The 17932-nt window shown below is 57.3% G+C and carries 16 protein-coding genes; 13 read left to right on the top strand and 3 right to left on the bottom strand.

Going from position 1 to position 17932, the window contains the following annotated elements:
- Positions 1-25: 25 nt before the first annotated feature.
- From nhaR to ABNS66_RS01885, 5 genes are all read left to right on the top strand, one after another.
- Positions 26-925, top strand: coding sequence for a transcriptional activator NhaR (gene nhaR / locus ABNS66_RS01905; RefSeq protein ID WP_286695477.1), 900 nt, complete (start codon positions 26-28; stop codon positions 923-925).
- Positions 926-996: 71 nt separating this feature from the next.
- Positions 997-1617, top strand: coding sequence for a guanylate kinase (gene gmk, locus ABNS66_RS01900; RefSeq protein WP_286836865.1), 621 nt, complete (start codon positions 997-999; stop codon positions 1615-1617).
- Between the two features lie 81 nt (positions 1618-1698).
- Complete coding sequence (gene rpoZ / locus ABNS66_RS01895) at positions 1699-1962, top strand: DNA-directed RNA polymerase subunit omega (RefSeq protein ID WP_204997095.1); 264 nt, start codon at positions 1699-1701, stop codon at positions 1960-1962.
- A 21-nt stretch (positions 1963-1983) separates the two neighbouring features.
- Complete coding sequence (gene spoT, locus ABNS66_RS01890; RefSeq protein WP_286836863.1) at positions 1984-4170, top strand: bifunctional GTP diphosphokinase/guanosine-3',5'-bis pyrophosphate 3'-pyrophosphohydrolase; 2187 nt, start codon at positions 1984-1986, stop codon at positions 4168-4170.
- 52 nt (positions 4171-4222) lie between these two features.
- On the top strand, positions 4223-4606 hold the full coding sequence (locus ABNS66_RS01885; protein ID WP_204997093.1) for a RidA family protein: 384 nt from the start codon (positions 4223-4225) through the stop codon (positions 4604-4606).
- A 3-nt stretch (positions 4607-4609) separates the two neighbouring features.
- On the opposite strand, the gene ABNS66_RS01880 is transcribed toward ABNS66_RS01885, so the two are convergent.
- Positions 4610-5470, bottom strand: a complete 861-nt coding sequence (locus tag ABNS66_RS01880; protein WP_286836861.1) for an SDR family oxidoreductase — start codon at positions 5468-5470, stop codon at positions 4610-4612.
- Positions 5471-5566: 96 nt separating this feature from the next.
- On the opposite strand from ABNS66_RS01880, the gene ABNS66_RS01875 reads away from it, so the two are divergent.
- From ABNS66_RS01875 to ABNS66_RS01860, 4 genes are all read left to right on the top strand, one after another.
- Entirely contained in the window at positions 5567-6565 is a 999-nt protein-coding gene (locus tag ABNS66_RS01875) for an NAD(P)H-quinone oxidoreductase (protein ID WP_286836859.1), read from the top strand.
- Between the two features lie 68 nt (positions 6566-6633).
- On the top strand, positions 6634-7557 hold the full coding sequence (locus ABNS66_RS01870; protein WP_286695472.1) for a hydrogen peroxide-inducible genes activator: 924 nt from the start codon (positions 6634-6636) through the stop codon (positions 7555-7557).
- On the top strand, positions 7554-9629 hold the full coding sequence (gene recG / locus ABNS66_RS01865; protein WP_286836857.1) for an ATP-dependent DNA helicase RecG: 2076 nt from the start codon (positions 7554-7556) through the stop codon (positions 9627-9629). The genes ABNS66_RS01870 and recG overlap by 4 nt, the downstream gene beginning before the upstream one ends.
- 97 nt (positions 9630-9726) lie before the next feature.
- The gene (locus tag ABNS66_RS01860; protein WP_286836855.1) at positions 9727-10011 is read left to right on the top strand and encodes a hypothetical protein; all 285 of its coding nucleotides are present in this window, start codon (positions 9727-9729) and stop codon (positions 10009-10011) included.
- Positions 10012-10021: 10 nt separating this feature from the next.
- On the opposite strand, the gene ABNS66_RS01855 is transcribed toward ABNS66_RS01860, so the two are convergent.
- Both ABNS66_RS01855 and ABNS66_RS01850 read right to left on the bottom strand, forming a co-directional pair.
- On the bottom strand, positions 10022-11278 hold the full coding sequence (locus ABNS66_RS01855; protein WP_286836853.1) for a HAMP domain-containing sensor histidine kinase: 1257 nt from the start codon (positions 11276-11278) through the stop codon (positions 10022-10024).
- Positions 11275-11955 (bottom strand): response regulator transcription factor, encoded by a 681-nt coding sequence (locus tag ABNS66_RS01850; RefSeq protein WP_286836851.1) that lies wholly within the window; start codon positions 11953-11955, stop codon positions 11275-11277. The genes ABNS66_RS01855 and ABNS66_RS01850 overlap by 4 nt, the downstream gene beginning before the upstream one ends.
- A 176-nt stretch (positions 11956-12131) precedes the next feature.
- Here ABNS66_RS01850 and ABNS66_RS01845 point away from each other — a divergent pair, with 176 nt between their 5' ends.
- From ABNS66_RS01845 to ABNS66_RS01830, 4 genes are read left to right on the top strand one after another with little or no spacing between them, the layout of a single operon-like run.
- Positions 12132-13415 carry a TolC family protein gene (locus ABNS66_RS01845; RefSeq protein ID WP_286836850.1) on the top strand — a complete coding sequence of 428 codons (1284 nt, stop codon included), beginning with the start codon at positions 12132-12134 and terminating at the stop codon, positions 13413-13415.
- On the top strand, positions 13412-14515 hold the full coding sequence (locus ABNS66_RS01840) for an efflux RND transporter periplasmic adaptor subunit (protein WP_286836849.1): 1104 nt from the start codon (positions 13412-13414) through the stop codon (positions 14513-14515). The genes ABNS66_RS01845 and ABNS66_RS01840 overlap by 4 nt, the downstream gene beginning before the upstream one ends.
- Complete coding sequence (locus ABNS66_RS01835; protein ID WP_348655194.1) at positions 14515-17610, top strand: CusA/CzcA family heavy metal efflux RND transporter; 3096 nt, start codon at positions 14515-14517, stop codon at positions 17608-17610. Before ABNS66_RS01840 ends, ABNS66_RS01835 begins: the two co-directional genes overlap by 1 nt.
- Positions 17610-17906, top strand: a complete 297-nt coding sequence (locus tag ABNS66_RS01830) for a DUF3240 family protein (RefSeq protein WP_286839530.1) — start codon at positions 17610-17612, stop codon at positions 17904-17906. The genes ABNS66_RS01835 and ABNS66_RS01830 overlap by 1 nt, the downstream gene beginning before the upstream one ends.
- The last annotated feature ends 26 nt before the right edge of the window (positions 17907-17932 follow it).

The following is a 17932-nucleotide window of genomic DNA, read 5'->3' as shown; positions in this document are numbered from 1 at the left end:
CAACTTTTTGTTGATAATAGTTGCCATGCAGAATATCAACTTTAAGCATCTTTATTACTTTTGGGTGGTCGCCCGCGAAGGCTCGATTAGTCGCGCCAGCGAAGCGTTAAATATTACACCGCAAACCATCAGCGCCCAGCTCACCACGCTGGAATCACGCTGGGAGGTGCCGCTATTCACCCGCGAGGGGCGAAGCTTGCGCCTGACCGAAGCCGGTAAATTTGTGCAGAGCTATGCCGATGCGATCTTCTCGCTGGGTGCCGAGTTAGACATCGCCCTGCAGCAACAGCAGCTGGATCAGGCCGAAAAACTCACGGTTGGCGCGGTGGATGTTCTGCCAAAACTGATTACTCACTTGGTGCTAAAACCGTTTATCGGCCAAGCATCCAGCCCCAGCCTGGTATGCAAAGAAGGCAAGTTTGACGAGCTACTACCCCAACTGGCAATGCATAAATTAGATGTGCTACTCAGTGATCGGCCGGTTCCTCCTGCGCCGAACCTCCGGCTATACAATCACCGCTTGGGCGAGTGTGGCGTTAGCATTCTGGCGGCGCCGTCGCTGATCGACGACGCGGCGGGCGAGTTCCCCAATAATCTGAATCATCAACCGTTTCTGCTGCCAACCACGAACAACACCCTTCGCAGTGCACTAGAGCAATGGTTTGCCGAGCAGGGCATCGCGCCCCACATTGTGGCCGAGTTTGACGACAGCGCGCTGGTAAAAGCCTTCGGCCACGCCGGCGCCGGTTTTTTTGCCTGCCCAAGCGCCATTGAAGAGCAGGTGTGTAAACAATACTCCGTCGCCCTGGCCGGGCGCATAGACGGTATTCGCGAGCAGTTTTACGCTATTTCCACCGAGAAAAAGTTGAAGAAAGCGGCGGTCATCGCGCTGACTGAAAACGCTCGCGACCAATTATTCAAATAGTCTGCAAACCGTGCGAACATACCCACAATAACCAGCCGTCACCGATAACCACATCACAGGACACCGCCACAATGCAGCAAAGCCAGGGCACCCTTTTTACCGTATCCGCCCCCTCGGGCGCCGGCAAAACCAGCCTGGTTGCAAGACTGCTCGACGAAATGGACGACGTGCAAGTTTCGATCTCTCACACCACCCGCGATATGCGCCCCGGTGAGGTGGACGGCGTCAATTACCACTTTGTCAGCCACGACACCTTTGAGTCGATGCTGCGCAGTGCCGCCTTTCTGGAGCATGCCCAGGTTTTTGACAACCACTACGGCACCTCCCAAAAGTGGGTAGAGGACACGTTAAACTGCGGTCGCGACGTTATTCTCGAGATCGACTGGCAAGGCGCTCAGCAGGTGCGCAAATTACTGCCGGAAACGGTATCCATCTTTATTTTACCCCCCTCCCAAGACGCTCTGCGCGAACGCCTGACCGGACGAGGCCAGGATGAAGAGTCGGTGATTAGCCGCCGCATGGCCGCCGCCGTCGAAGAAATGTCGCACTTTGTTGAAGGCGACTACGTTGTGATCAACGACGATTTTGAAACCGCCCTGCAAGAGCTAAAGGCCATTCTGCTGAGCCACCGCCTGCGCCTGAACCGCCAGCAGCAGCGTCACCGTGACTTACTCACGGCACTGCTGACATAGCGCAGCGAAGTTTGATAGACTGTGGATAACTGGCGGTGGTGCCTGTTACCACTGCGATTCAGCACATTCAGGAACATTTTCATGGCCCGTATTACTGTAGAAGACTGCCTGTCGGCAGTAGACAATCGTTTTGAGTTGGTAATGGTTTCCAGCAAGCGCGCCCGCGCTATCGCCACTGGCGGCAAAGAGCCACTGGTTACCGAAGAAGGCGACAAGCCAACAGTACTGGCGCTGCGTGAAATTGCCGAAGGCAAAATTACCCGCGAAGAAATCATGGCTGCCGACGCGGTAGCGGAAGAGCCCGAGCTGGACCTGGGTGTTGAGCTGGGCGCTCAGCCTCTGTAAAAACCTTGGCCCGGGGTGTCGATGCACCAATACAGCTTTTTCAATTACCAACACGGTAAGCCTGAACCGGCGCAATCCATCGACGCCCTCGCCGAAACCCTGAGTAATTACCTCTCTGCCTCACAGGTGGATCAGGTTCGGCGCGCCTATTACTACGCCGAACAAGCCCACGAAGGGCAGAATCGCCGCAGCGGCGAACCCTATGTTACCCATCCTTTAGCCGTGGCCGGCATATTGTCGGAAATGCGCCTCGATGCACAGAGCCTCATGGCGGCAATGCTGCACGACGTGATTGAAGACACCGCCGTTAGCAAGCAAGACCTCAGCGAGCAATTCGGCGATGCGGTTGCCGAGCTGGTAGACGGCGTGTCCAAACTGACCCGGATTGAATTCCAGTCCAAAGCGGAGCAGCAGGCGGAAAACTTTCAGAAAATGGCCCTGGCGATGGCCAAGGACATTCGCGTTATTCTCGTCAAGTTAGCCGACCGCTTGCACAATATGCGCACCCTCGGTGTGATGCCGCCGCCAAAGCGCCGCCGCATCGCCCGCGAGACACTGGAAATATACGCCCCCATTGCCCAGCGCTTGGGTATGCACAACATCCGCGTGGAATTTGAAGACCTCGGCTTTCAGGCCATGCACCCCATGCGCGCACAGCGCATCAGCAAGGCCATTCGCACACGCTTTGGCGACCGCAGCAAAACCATCGCCAATATTCAGGAAAGCCTGGAAAACTGCCTGTTGGAAGAAGGGCACAAAGCCCACGTTGTCGGCCGCGAAAAACACTTGTTCAGCATTTACAGCAAAATGCGCAACAAGCGGAAGTCGCTGAAAGAGATCATGGACCTGTATGCCTTTCGCATCGTAGTCGACTCTGTCGACAGCTGCTACCGCGTACTCGGCTGCGTCCATGGCCTCTACAAACCTGTGCCAGGGCAATTTAAAGACTACATTGCCATTCCCAAAGCCAACGGTTATCAATCCCTGCACACCGTACTCTTCGGCATGCAGGGCGTGCCCATTGAAATCCAGATCCGCACGCAGGAAATGGAGGAAATGGCCAATAACGGGATTGCTGCCCACTGGCTGTATAAATCCAATGAGCAAGATGCCCGCGGCAATTCCAGCCATGCGCGCGCTCGCCAGTGGGTACAAGGCTTGCTGGAAATGCAGCAACGCGCTGGCGACTCGCTGGAATTTATCGAGAACGTGAAGATCGACCTCTTCCCGGACGAGGTCTATGTATTCACCCCCCGCGGCGACATCATGGAATTGCCGGCCGGCGCCACTGCGGTCGATTTCGCCTATGCGGTACACAGCGATGTGGGGAATTCCTGTGTTGCATGCCGAATCAACCGCCGCCTGGCACCACTGTCTGAAGCCTTGCAAAGCGGGCAGACCGTTGAGGTCATTACCACCCCCGGCGCCCAGCCCAACCCGGCGTGGCTGCACTTTGTGGTTACCGCAAAAGCGCGCAGCGGCATTCGCCACTTCCTCAAACATCAGCGCCGCACCGAGGCAGTGAGCCTCGGCCGTCGAATGTTGGAGCGCGCCTTAGGCAGCATGGATGAGCAGCTGGATAACTTCAGCGACGAGCACTTGGAACAGCTCGTCGACGCCACGCAGAGCAAATCGGCCGACAATATTTTTGAACAAATAGGCCTGGGCAACCGCGTTGCCTACCTCACCGCCCGACAGTTACTGACCCTGCGCGACCAACTCAGCGACGACGATGACAATGCACCGCCTGCCACCAGCCAGCGGCAGACCATGGTCATTCACGGCACCGAAGGATTTTTGGTTAATTTCGCCCGCTGCTGCTACCCCATTCCCGGCGACCACATCGTTGGAATCGTCAGCGCAGAGAAAGGCGTGGTGGTGCACTGTGAGAACTGCCACAACAGCATTGACCTGAGAAACACCCCTGAGCGCGTCGTACCGCTGAGCTGGGCCGATGATATTGACCGCGACTTCTCCGTAGAGCTCAAAGTCGAGCTGAGCAAACAGCGCGGCATTATTGCCGTGCTTGCCACCCGGGTAAATGGTGCAGAGGCCAGCATAGAAAAGATCAGTGTGGAAGACGAGAACCCGAAGATCAGCACCATCCACTTAGTGATCGGCGTGCGCTCACGTGTTCACCTCGCCAGCATCATGCGCCGTATTCGCAATATTCCCGCGGTAATAAAAGTGACCCGCGAAAAACACTAGCCCCTGTTAACACTCATTAGTCGGCCACCTGCGTGGCGATAAGGATACTTCTGTGAGCACTAAAACCATCATCAGCACCGACAAGGCCCCAGCGGCCATTGGCCCCTACTCGCAAGCGGTAAAAACCGGCAACATGGTGTTTTTGTCGGGCCAGATCCCATTGATCCCCGAAACCATGGAAATGATCGAAGGCGGGATAAGCGAACAGAGCCAGCAAGTGTTTAAAAATTTGACCGCCGTTGCCGAGGCCGCTGGCGGCAGTTTGAACGATGCCGTAAAAGTGAATATTTCACTCACCGACCTCGGCGACTTTGCTGCCGTCAACGAGGTGATGGCGTCGGTATTTGATGAGCCCTACCCCGCGCGCGCCTGCGTACAAGTTGCCGCTTTACCGCGCGGCGCGATGGTGGAGATTGAGGTTATTCTCGCCCTTTAACAGTCAAGCCGACCGCGCGTCGCTGAGCACTTGAACAAAGCCGCTGCGATAGTCGGGGTGCAGGAATTCGTAGCCGCTGTCGCGCAGGCGGCGGTTACTACAGCGCTTGCTGCCGGTTCGTGAAATGGGTGCCCCGTTTTGCAGGTAGGGGACGTCAAGCTGCTCGGCCAACCAGCGCTGCACGGTTTGGATCGCTACCGGCAGGTCGTCAACACCCAAGTAACAACTCGCCACTGACTCACCGCCGTCAACCTTATCAATCAAGTGCGCCAGCACCCCAACGCAATCATCCCGGTGAATACGATTGCTGTAGTGCAGTGGCTCGTCCGGCACACATTCACCCGCCTTCACCTTAGCGATCATTTGCAAACGCCCCGGGCCATAAATACCGGCGAAACGGACAATACTGTGCGGCCAGCCCGTGTCGGCAATCTGCTGCTCTGCTCGCAAAATGCTTTGCCCGGAAAAGCGACTGGGGGCCGTCGGACTATCTTCGTCGATCCATTCGTGGCCGCTCTGGTCGTACACACCACTGCTGGAAACAAATAACAGCAGCTTGGGCGGCTCGACGATAGATTCCAAAATCACCGCGAGCGCCTCTTCAAAAATTTTGCGATAGCCTTCCGGGTTATAACCATTGGGCGTGAGCGTCATCACGATGTAGTCCGCCTGCAAGGGCCCCAAAGCCCGTATACTGCTGGGCTGCGCAAGGTCAGCTGACAAACCCTCTACACCCGCTGGCAACTTGCTAACATCACGGCGCATACCCTGCACATGCCAGCCCTTGGCCAAGTAGCGCGCCGCCAGTCCACCACCAATATCGCCACAACCAACGATCAACAGCCGCTTCGTACTCGCGTTCATGTTCCCACCTTAGTCGGTTCAAGCCCAAGCTCAGCTCAGGCATACTTGGGCACATTCGCCCTCGCAGGTCGGGGAGCATAGCAAAGGGGAACAACAATGACAGCGCTTCCAACACACGTTCGCTGCGTTAACGTCAACGATGACCACAGCCTGGTAATTGGCGAGCAGCCGCTGCCTAAATGCGGCGCCGGCGAACTATTGATTGCCGTGTCTGCTGCGGGTGTTAACCGGCCCGACTTAATGCAGCGCTATGGCCTTTACCCCCCTCCGGCTGACGCCAGTCCGATTCTCGGCTTGGAGGTTGCCGGGCGCGTTGCGGCCATCGGCGAAGGCGTAAGCGGCTGGCAAATTGGCGACCGCGTGTGCGCGCTGTGTAACGGCGGTGGCTATAGCGACTACGTCGCCGTGCCCGCCGGGCAGTGCCTACCCATTCCCGCCGCCTTAAATGATATGCAGGCAGCGGCTCTGCCCGAAGCCTACTTCACCGTTTGGCACAATGTCTTTGAGCGCGGCGCCTTGCAACCCGGCGAGTCGTTTCTGGTACACGGCGGCAGCAGCGGTATCGGCACCACCGCCATCGCACTGGCTGGCGCCTTTGGCGCCAAGGTATTCACCACCGCAGGCAGCGCCGAAAAATGCGCCGCCTGCGAATCACTTGGCGCGAGCATTGCCGTCAATTACCGGGAGCAGGATTTTGTCGAACAACTGCGCGCGGCCACCAACGGCCGCGGTGTCGATGTGATTCTGGATATGGTTGGCGGCGATTATATCCGCCGCGATATCGACCTTGCCGCCGAGGATGGCCGCATTGTTTTTATCGCCTTCCAAGGTGGCTTTGCCGCCGAGCTGAACTTCTTGCCGGTGTTAATGAAGCGGCTCACCCTCAGCGCATCCACCCTTCGCGCGCAGAGCCGAGACCAAAAAGCCGCCATTGCCAGCGCCCTGCGCGAACGCGTGTGGCCATTGCTGGCTCGCGGTGAGCTGCAGCCCGCCATCGACAGTGTCTATCCCCTTGAGCAGGTTGCCGACGCCCATTCGCGCATGGAGAGCAGCGAGCATATTGGCAAGCTGATACTGGATCTGCAGCGCCACTAGTAGGCAGGCCAGAGTCGTCGGTGTACACTGCTGCGCTATAGTCTAAAACTATCGAACCAGGCAATTTTGTGACGCTAACAGAATTACGCTACATCATCGCGCTTCAGGAAACCGGACATTTTGGCAAGGCCGCCGAACGCTGCTTTGTTAGCCAACCGACCCTCAGTGTGGCGGTTAAAAAGCTTGAAGAGGAATTAGCGGTAAGCCTGTTCGAACGCAGCCGCGGCCAGGTGACCTGCACACCTATCGGCGAGCAGATTATCGAGCAATCCCGATACGTGCTGGAACAGAGCGAGCGGATTCGCGAACTGGCCGCTCAGGGGCGCGACCCTCTGGGCAGCCCCATGGCGCTGGGCGCCATTCACACCGTCGGCCCCTATCTTTATCCGCGCGCCATCCCCCGCATCCGCGAACTCGCGCCGCAAATGCCACTGTATGTTGAGGAAAATATGACGGCGATTCTTCGCGGTCGCCTGCGCAGTGGCAAGCTCGACGCCATCGTTATTGCCCTGCCCTTCAATGAACCCGAGGTGGTTACCCAAACGCTCTACGACGAGCCCTTTGTGGTGCTGCTGCCTGGCGATCACCCACTGGCCGCAAAGTCCCATATTGAGCACAGCGACCTGTATCAGCAAAACGTATTGTTGCTGGGCGAAGGCCATTGTTTTCGCGACCAAGTGCTCGCCGCCTGCCCCGGTCTACAGCAGCACCTGGCCCGCAGTGACCGCCTGCTTCAGTCAGTGGTTGAGGGCAGCTCTTTGGAAACCCTCAAACACATGGTGGCCTCCAAACTCGGCATCAGCATTTTGCCTTTGTCGGCTGCCCAAGTCGGGCCCTATGGCGACGGTATGTTGTGCACTCGGCCCTTTGCCGGCACACCGCCCACGCGGGAAATTGCCCTGGCCTGGCGGGCCAGCTTCCCCCGCCACCAAGCCATCGACGTTATCAGTCAGGCGATCAAAACCGCCCACAGCGATCACCCCTCCACATGACCCAAGCCCTGCACCAACTTGATGTAAGTTCGCTCAAGGGCGTAGGTCCAAAGCTGAGAGAAAAGCTCAAAAAGCTCGGACTGCACAGTGTGCAAGATCTGCTTTTCCACCTGCCACTGCGCTACCAGGATCGCACCCGCATCTGCCCTATCGGCGCCTTGCGACCCGGCAACGATGTGGTGATCGAAGGCGAAGTACTCGCCGCCGATATCACCTTCGGGCGACGGCGCAGCCTGGTTTGTCGGCTGCGCGACGGCACTGGCACCACAACACTGCGCTTCTTTCACTTCAACGCCGCGCAGAAACAACAACTCAGCAAAGGCGCGAGACTGCGCTGTTTTGGCGAGGCCCGGCGCGGCGCCAGCGGCCTGGAGTTTTACCATCCGGAGTACACCGTTCTGCAAGGGGAGGCAGTCGCTCCCGTCGAAGACCGGCTGACGCCCATTTACCCAAGCACGGAAGGGTTTGCTCAAACCAGCTGGCGAAAACTATGCGGCCAAGCCCTGCACTATCTCGATACTCACCCCATTACCGAATGGCTACCGCCGACGGCACTGCCAGGCCGCTGGACACTGGCTGAGGCATTGCGCTATTTGCATCACCCACCGGCAGACGCCTCGCTTGAGCTACTGCAATCTGGCCAGCACCCCAGTCAGCAGCGCCTCGCCTTTGAGGAATTGCTGGCCCATAACCTGGCGCTGCAAAAATTGCGCGTCGAGGCCCGCCGCTTTGGCGCCCCCCGACTCGACGGCCCCGATGATCTCGAAAACGCCTTTCTCGACGGCCTGGGTTTCAGCCTCACCTCAGCGCAGCAGCGCGTTGCCGATGAAATCCGCCGCGACCTACACCAGGGCGCGCCTATGCTGCGCTTGGTGCAAGGTGATGTCGGCAGTGGCAAAACCGCCGTTGCTGCACTCGCCGCGCTGCGCGCTGCCGCCAGCGGTTATCAGGTTGCCATCATGGCACCCACCGAGATCCTCGCCGAGCAGCACTTCCACAACTTCAGCCAATGGCTGGCCCCACTCAATCTGGACGTTGCCTGGCTCAGCGGCAAGCAAAAAGGCAAGGCCCGAGCCGCTGCCCAACAGCGCGTTGCCGAGCACAAAGCGCACGTCGTGGTAGGCACTCACGCGCTGTTTCAAGACGAGGTAATATTCGCCAAACTCGGCCTGGTTATTGTCGACGAACAACACCGCTTCGGTGTGCACCAACGTCTCGCTCTCAAACAAAAAGGCGAGGATCAGGTCGGCCACCCTCACCAATTGATTATGACGGCCACCCCCATTCCCAGAACCCTGGCAATGACCGCCTACGCTGACCTGGATACCTCCGTCATCGACGAGTTGCCACCGGGGCGCAGCCCAATCAATACCGTGGTGCTCGCCAATGACCGGCGCGAGCAAATTGTCGAGCGGCTGCGCGCCGTCTGCCAAAGTGGCCAACAAGCCTATTGGGTATGCACCTTGATCGAAGAGTCCGACAAGTTACAGGCGCAAGCCGCCGAGGTGAGCTGGCAACAACTCAAGGACGCACTGCCGGATTTGAATGTCGGCTTGGTGCACGGGCGTATGAAAGCCGCCGAAAAGGCCGCCATGATGGCAGACTTCAAAGCCGCAAAAGTCGATTTGCTGGTCGCAACAACGGTTATTGAAGTCGGCGTTGATGTCCCCAACGCCACGCTGATGATTATCGAAAATGCCGAGCGCTTGGGGCTCGCCCAACTCCACCAACTGCGCGGGCGGGTGGGCAGAGGACATCAACAAAGCCATTGCGTACTGCTCTATCAAAGTCCGTTGTCGCGCAATGGCCGCCAGCGCTTATCTGCACTACGCGACAGCAACGACGGCTTTGTCATCGCCGAACAAGACCTGCAACTTCGCGGCCCCGGCGAAGTCCTCGGCACCCGTCAAACCGGGCTAATGAGCTTTAAAATTGCCGACCTGCAACGCGACGAAGACCTACTGGACAGCGTACGAGAACAAGCACGCCTACTCAGTGAGCACCACCCACAAAATGTTCAGCCACTCATCGACCGCTGGCTGGCCGAGCGCACACTTTACGCCAGCGTGTAGCAGGATAGCTGAGGTGATCTTTTTACAAAGATCGAGCGACTCACCCAGCCTTCCAATACTCTACACTGAAAGTAATACGGGATAGCGGAGTATCGACATGGCGACTATTACTTGGCTCTGTATTGCCCTTTGGGTAGTAAGCGGAAAAGCCCTGGCCTTGATCTGCGTTTCCTATTCCGGCTACACCGGCAAGCAAAGCGCTGACGCCGGCATGCGGGAAATCTATCGATGCATCAAAATGCGTTCAGCGGAGCACGGCCTAACCAACTCGGCAATCCATAAAATTCGCCCACTGTATTGGCTGTATATTTTTTCCAGTTGGCTCAGTGCGGCGCTTCTATGTTGGGTTGTTGTCGGTATTGCGCTTAGCAACCTGGGCTGACGCTTACCTGCTAAAACACCAGCTCCACGCGTGTGCCTTTTCCCTGCTCACTGTGCACGGCGATCTGCCAGCCGTAGCGGTCACAAATTCTGCGCACCATATTTAGCCCCAGACCCGTGCCCTCGGTTTTGGTTGTGTAGCTTCGCTCAAAGATATTAGGTAAGTCGGCGGCGGCAATCCCCTTCCCGGTGTCGCGAATACTCAAAGTATCGCCCTTGAGATGAATACTCACTGTGCCGCCAGCACTGTGTTCAATAGCGTTGCGCAGTAAATTTGTCAGGGTGATTTTGAGTAAACTTTCCGGTACTCGCAGCGCCAAGGGCTTATCAACCACCGTCTTCACGGTAATATCTGCCGCCGAAAACGCCTCCTCTAAATCGTCGACTAACTGGCGTAGCACATCGGCGACTTCGCAACTCGCTTTCTGACTGATTGAGCGCTCCTCTTCACGGGATAGAAATAACGCCGCTTCGATAAACGCCAGCATGTCGCGACACGCGCGACGAATACGGCTGGCAGCACGCTGCGTCGGCGGGCTAGGCGCATTCGCTTCGATAACATCAACGGCGCCCATCATCACCGAGAGCGGTGTGCGTAATTCGTGACTCGCCGCAGCGGTAAACGAGCGCTCGCGCTCTACGAACTGATCGATGCGCTCCAAGTAGGCGTCAAACGCTGCGGCGATTTGGCCGATGTCACTGTCATTAAACTCCTGCTGAATTCTCACGTTGCGCTGCGTTGGTGAAAGACTGCTGAGCCGCCCGGACAACCTTCTCACTGGCTCAAGAATGGTATCGGCGGCCTTGCCGGCTATCAGTAACGCCAACACCAAAACAATGACAACGCCCATCAACAGAAAACTGAGCAAGGTGTGCTCCTGACGCTCCCATTCAGAAATGTCGTAGAGCAGATATATTTTTTCGTCGCTGGCCCGCGCGACTTGCAGGTGATACTGCACCCCGTCGAGCAGCACACTGTGGTGTGTCCCCAGGGGCAAGCTGCGAATGGCTTCCGGTAAGTGCTGAGCGTTGCTGCCGCGATAGTAGCGCCACTCATTCAGGAGCGGGTTATTGAGCACACTGGCCTTGTCTGGGTCTTCCACCAACATGTCAATGTGCTTGCCAACGATATTTCCGAAGGTGGCTTTTTCCAATTGCTGCTTGATCAGCAATAGGCCACCGGCAAACAAGGTGCTCGTTGCGGTGACAATAATAGCCGTACTCAGAATTAATCGGCGCCGTAGCGTCTGTACTTTTTTCCCGCTCACTCGCCCCCCAACGCCACCAAGCGATAACCGACACCATGAACGGTATGCAGCAGGTGGGTATCAAATGGTTTATCGATAATTGCTCGCAAGCTGTATATGTGGGTACGCAATATATCTTTATCGGGCGGATGGTCCCCCCATACACGCTGTTCCAACTGTGCTCGCTTAACCACATTGGGACTGTGCTGCATAAGGCACTGCAACAAGGTGGTTTGAATGGGGTTCAAATCCAGGGCCTGCCCGCCGCGATTAACCTCCAGCGTTTGAAGGTTAAAATTCAGATCGGCAACCTGCATTGTGTTCAATTGCTCGCTGGGATTTAAGCGCTTTAGCAGGGCTAGCAAGCGAGCTTCTAACTCCTTAACGGAAAACGGTTTAACAAGATAATCGTCGGCACCCACCTCAAAACCAAGCAGTTTGTCGTCTAGCTGATCACGTGCGGTCAACATTATTACCGGCGTCATACCGTGATGGGCTCGCAGGTTTTTACACAGTTCAATGCCGTCCATTTTTGGCAGAGTAAGATCCAACACAATAGCGTCGAAATCTCCTGACAGCGCCAACGCCAAGCCTTGTCTACCGTCCATTGCAAAGTCCAGCTGGTGCCCTCGGGGCTCCAGGTAGTCAGCGATGTTCTCCGCGATATCGCGGTTGTCTTCAACGATCAGTAAGTTCATCTATGTCTTTGCCAGTCCTTGCCTACCTGCCCCTCACCGTCCCACCAATTTATCACGGTAAACGCCAAAAGAATGTCAAATCTCGTTTCATAGATAGCGCCGCAATGTCGACATATTTTTGACAACTACCCCCGTACCCTAGGGCCTGTTAACACTAACTCTCGGCGGACATGAATGTGAAAGCTCTCTTATTCTTTGGCCGGTGCTGCGCAGTACTCAGCGCGGTTGCTATCGCGCTTCCGGCAACCGCTGCCGCCGTGCATGACGGCGAAGCGGTCGACCACCCTCACACCGAACACCCCCATCTGGCGGCTAGCCCGACCCTGACTATTGAACAGGTACTTAATGCCGCGCTGCGCCTTGCCCCGGAGCAATCAATGGGCGATGCCTACCAGCAGCAGGCGACTTCACAGCAGCAAGTCAGCCGCCGAATGATCGCCGGACGCCCCCGCCTCAATGCAAGTTATTGGGACGACCAGAACGCCGATGACACAGGCCTGAGGGAAATGGAATTGGGTCTGGAGGTAGACCTTTGGCGCTGGGGCGAGCGCAGTAATGCCCAATCGCTAGCGCGAAGCTATGCCAGCGGCGCCGACGCTTGGCAGGACTATCAACGGCTGATCGTCGTTGGCAGGCTGCGCAACGCACTGCACCAACTCAATGCCAGCACAGCGCGCCGGGAACACGCCGTGAACGCGGTGGCCGACGCCCAGGCACTGCTCACCGTTAGTGAAAAACGTTTACGCGCTGGCGATATTTCCCGGGCTGCGCGAATGCAAAGCGAAGCATTGCTGCTTGAAGCGCGCCAGCAGCTGCTTAATGCCGATGCAGAATTAGTCGATGCCGAGCGCCTTTACATAACGCTGACCGGTCTGCGGCAGCGCCCGGCGCAATTCAGTGAAACGCCGCCAGCACGACAAAACATCAGCACACAGCACCCCCGGCTGCGCCTATTGCTGGCGAAACGCCAACAGCAACAGGACCGCCTGACCCAGGCCCGCCACGCTGCCGCGGGAAACACCACGTTGGCGATTGGCGTGCGTCGAGAGCGCGGCAGCAACATAGAGCCGGAGATAGAAAGCCTGGGGCTCAGCCTGTCCATCCCCTTTGGCGGCGCCTCCTATACCGCAGCGGCCAGTTCCAATGCGGCCATTGCATTGAGCGACGCGGACGTTGAGCTAAAGCAGGCGCGACAGCAGTTACAACAGCGCTTTCACGAAGTTGAACACGAGCTTGATGTGATCACCGAATCCATTACCTATGCCGAGCAGTCACGTGATTTGTCAAAGCGCCAATGGCAAATGGCCAAAAAAGCCTTCGCCACGGGAGAGTCGGATATTCGACCTACCATTGTTGCCCTACAGCACTATCGCGCAAGCCAGTTGCAATGGCAGCTGCTCACGCTGCGTCAGCAAGCCTTGATTTCCTCCCTGAGACAAACCGTTGGAGAAACCCTATGACATTTTTTTTGAATCGCCCCCAGCGCGTATTAACGGCTCTGGCCTTTATAGCGCTACCGGGTTTGTGCTCCGCGGAACGCATTGTCCTGTCAACGGAAGACCAGGCCCGCCTCGGCATTGTTAGCCAAGCGCTAGATGCCGCTGGCAGCCAGTCCGGCATGCGGGTTCCGGCGGTGGTGATCCCCTCGCCCGACACGCCCTCGATTCTACAAAGCCGCTACGCCGGGGTTCTGCAACGCTGGCATCAAACCGGCGGCGCGCAGTTAGAGGCCGGAGATATTGTCGCCACCCTCAATAGTGCGGAACTCGCGCAGACACAGCAGCAGTGGCTGGACGCCTCGGTCGAGCTTGCAAACCAACAGGCAAAGTTCAAACGCGATCGCGAGCTTTTCAGCGAGGGTATTATTTCCCGTCAGCGCCTGGAACATACCCAGCGGGCCTACCAGCAAGCTCGCTTCAAACGAGAGGCGACGTATAACCAACTACAGCTCGCCGGCTTTGATACCAAGGCCTTGGAAGCGCTGCGCGATGGCCAGGGTAAGCCCGGCGACTATCCGCTGATTGCGCAGCAGCCCGGCCAACTCAATCGTCATTTTATCCGCATTGGCGACCAGGTTGCGGCCGGTCAGACCGTCGCGACGATTACCTCAACGCAAGCACTGTGGTTGCGCGCCACCGTCAGTGCGCCGCTGGCCGATGGCCTGGCACTTGGACAAACACTTCAGGCGACCACGGGAAGCCAACACACGTCGCTGATGCTGGTCAGCAAAAACCATCAGCTTAACGATGACACCCAGCGGGTAGAGGTCCTCGCGCGCTTCACCGAGGCCACCGACCTTCGCCCCGGTCAGAGCCTGAGTTTGGTGCTTTCAAGTGTGCACAGCGGTGTTCGAGTGCCCGCTAGCGCAGTCACCCACAGCGGCTCGATCACCTCTATCTACCTGCGCAATAACGAAGGTTTTGAGAAGCGCGATGTGCAGCTAACGCCGCTCGGTGCAGACTACCTTGCCACCGACACACTTGCGCCCGGCGACATTGTCGCCGTTGAGGGAACCGCGCAACTCAAAGGCATAACACTGGGCCTGGGAGGCGGCGAATAATGCTCTCACAACTGGTTCAGTTCTCGCTTAGCCAACGGCTGTTAATCGGCCTGCTCACCCTATTGCTAATCGGCTTGGGCGGCCGAGCGGTTACAAATATCGCTATCGATGCCTTTCCTGATATTTCACCAACGCAGGTCAAGATCATTATCAAGTCGCCGGGCATGACACCGGAGGAAGTTGAAAATCTGATTACCCAACCCATCGAGGTGGAGCTGCTGGGCATCGCGCGCCAATCCATGCTGCGCTCCATTTCCAAGTACGCCCTGTCCGCCATCACCCTCGATTTTGAAGAGGGCACCGATATTTATTGGGCCCGCCAACAAGTCGCCGAGCGCATGAATAATATCTGGGACGAACTGCCTGCCGGTATCAGCGGTGGGCTAGCGCCCATGAGTACCCCGCTCGGCGATATGTTTATGTTTACCGTCGACAACCCCACCATGTCACTGAGTGAGCGCCGCTACTTACTTGACTGGACGATACGACCGGCGCTGCGCACCGTGGAGGGCGTGGCCGATGTAAACGCGCTGGGCGGCTTCGTTAAAACCTATGAAGTGGCGCCGCGCCGCGCCGATATGGCGACACTCAAAGTCAGCACCGAGCAGATCATTGAGGCCCTGCAACGCAATAACCGCAACGATGGCGCGGGGCGACTCGACCAAGGTGAAGAGGCCATTCTGGTGCGCGTGGCTGGCGCGCTCACCTCGCTGGAGGAAATCGCAAACATTCGTATCAGCAATGTCGATGGCAACAGCTTTGCCCTGCGTCAATTGGCCGATATTCGACTCGGTGCCATGGAGCGGTACGGCTCAGTGACCGTAGATGGAAACAGCGAGGCCGTGCAAGGGCTCGTCATTGGCCTGCGCGGCGCGAATGCCCGCCATGTAGTGGAAGGCGTGAAGGAAAAGCTGGCTGAGTTGCAGCCGGCACTGCCAGACGGCACCGAATTAAATGTGTTCTACGACCGCAGCCAACTCATTGAACAAGCAACTGGCACCGTCGGCGAGGCGTTATTGCAAGCGGTATTGTTGGTGCTGATTGTGCTCGGCCTATTTCTCGGCAACGTGCGCGCCGCGCTCACCGTGGCCAGCATTTTGCCGTTGTCGGCACTGTTTACCTTTTTCATGATGGATCAAATGGGCATGAGCGCCAATTTGATGAGCCTGGGCGGCTTAGTCATCGCGATTGGCATGTTAGTGGACTCCGCCATTGTCGTGGTTGAAAACATGGTCTCACTAATGGCCAGGCATCAAACCAATACCGCGTCTTCACGTCGCTTGCCACTGCTGCATATTCTGTTTCGCGCCGTGAAAGATGTCGCCGTGCCGGTGACCTCTGGCGTGGTCATCATCGTTATCGTCTTCCTGCCGCTGCTTACCTTAGAGGGCTTGGAGGGCAAGCTGTTTGTTCCCGTGGCGCTGACCATCGTCTTCGCATTATTTGGGGCGCTGGCCATGTCGCTAACCGTGATACCGGTGATCGCCTCGCTCCTGCTAAAGAAAACCAGCGATCGAGAGCCGTGGCTAAGCCGAAAACTCATCGCCCTGTATGCCCCGCTACTGGACAAAGCCCTGCAACGACCGGCTATTGTGGTCGCCTTTGCCGCTGCACTGCTGGCCGGTATGGCGCTGCTCTTTCCCTTTGTGGGCAAGACCTTTATGCCAACCATGGACGAGGGTGACCTCATTGTGCAGCTTGAATCAATTCCGTCGGTAAACCTCGACAGTGGCATTCGCATGGTGCAGCAGGTGGAGCGGGCGCTGCTTGAAAACGTCGATGAAATTGCACGTATTGTTTCTCGTAGTGGTTCCGATGAAATCGGCATGGACCCAATGGGTCTGAACGAAACGGATGTGTTCCTTCAGCTCAAACCACGCGACCAATGGCAGGTTGCAGACAAGGCGGCATTGCAAGAAAAAATGCGCGCGGTGCTCGAGCAATTCCCGGGAATCAATTACGGCTTTACCCAGCCCATTGATATGCGCGTGTCAGAAATGCTTACCGGGTCGCGGGGCGATATTGCCATTAAAGTGTTTGGGCCCGACCTCAAAACACTTAACCGCTTGGCGCAGGCAATTAGCGAAGTGGTGAGCACTGTCGACGGCGCCGTCGACACCACCGCCACCCTCAATGAAGGTGCGCAGTATTTGCAGGTGAATATCGACCGCCTGCGCGCGGGTCAACTCGGCCTGAATGCCGATACCCTGCAGCGGCGCCTGCGTGCCGAAATCGAAGGTTTACCCCTTGGCAATATTATTGAACATAGTGCACGGGTTCCGCTGGTACTGCGCTTTGAAAAACCCCTTGGTGATGGCATGGCCCAGCTGCAAAACAGCTTGCTCACACTGCCCAACGGCAAGGTGGTACCGCTGTCTTCTCTGGCGAGTATCGAACTCACCGATGGGCCGGTTGGCGTATCACGCGAGACCGGACGACGCTTCGCCGTTGTGCGCAGCAACGTGGCGGGGCGCGACTTAGTCGGCTTTGTCGATGAAGCCAAAACGGCTATTGCAGCGCAGCTATCTCTCCCCGAAGGTTATTCGCTGATGTGGGGCGGCCAGTTTGAAAACCAGCAGCGCGCCGCCGCGCGCCTGGGCTTGGTGGTACCAGTTGCCTTGGGGCTCATCGCCCTGCTGCTGTTCATTACATTCGGCTCACTCAAACAGACCCTGATCATTCTCTCGAATATTCCCTTCGCCCTCACGGGTGGCGTGGTCGCGCTCTGGCTCACCGGAGAGTTTCTGTCGGTACCGGCCTCGGTGGGCTTTATCGCGTTGCTGGGCATCGCGGTAATGAACGGCGTGGTGATGATGTCGTATTTTAATCAGCTGCGCGCCAAGGGGCTGGATATCCAAACGGTGGTGACAGAAGGCGCCGTGCGACGCCTGCGTCCCGTCATGATGACCGCGACGACCTGTGCGTTGGGACTGGTGCCGCTGCTACTGGCCAGCGGCCCCGGTTCAGAAATACAGAAGCCATTGGCCATTGTTGTGATCGGTGGACTGACAAGCTCCACCCTGCTCACCTTATTCCTGCTACCCATCATTTACCGCCGTTTCCACCACGCCCTCACCACCGCGGAGCAAGCCTGATGTCATCACAACAGCGACTGACCTTAACCATTGCACCAAACCTGGAAGACGCACTGAGCGACTACCTGCTCAGCCTTGAAGAAGTCGGTGGCTTTACCTCCTACCCGGTGCGTGGCCACGGCGAAAACCGTCAGCTGTCGATCGCCGAGCAGGTGACCGGTCGGCAAAAGCGAATTCAGTTTGAATTAATTCTGGCAACGGAAGATGTACCACGTGTACTTGGCGGGCTGAAACAACACGTCGGCGGCGATATTTTTTTCTGGTATCAGGATATCAATGGCAGCGGCCGCTTATAGCAATAGCCAACTGCCGTGTAATGACG

The organism is uncultured Spongiibacter sp. (genome assembly GCF_964011655.1).
GTDB classification, from domain to species: domain Bacteria; phylum Pseudomonadota; class Gammaproteobacteria; order Pseudomonadales; family Spongiibacteraceae; genus Spongiibacter; species Spongiibacter marinus.
Note: the sequence above shows the minus strand (reverse complement) of the source record. Positions and strands in the feature narration are given on the sequence as shown.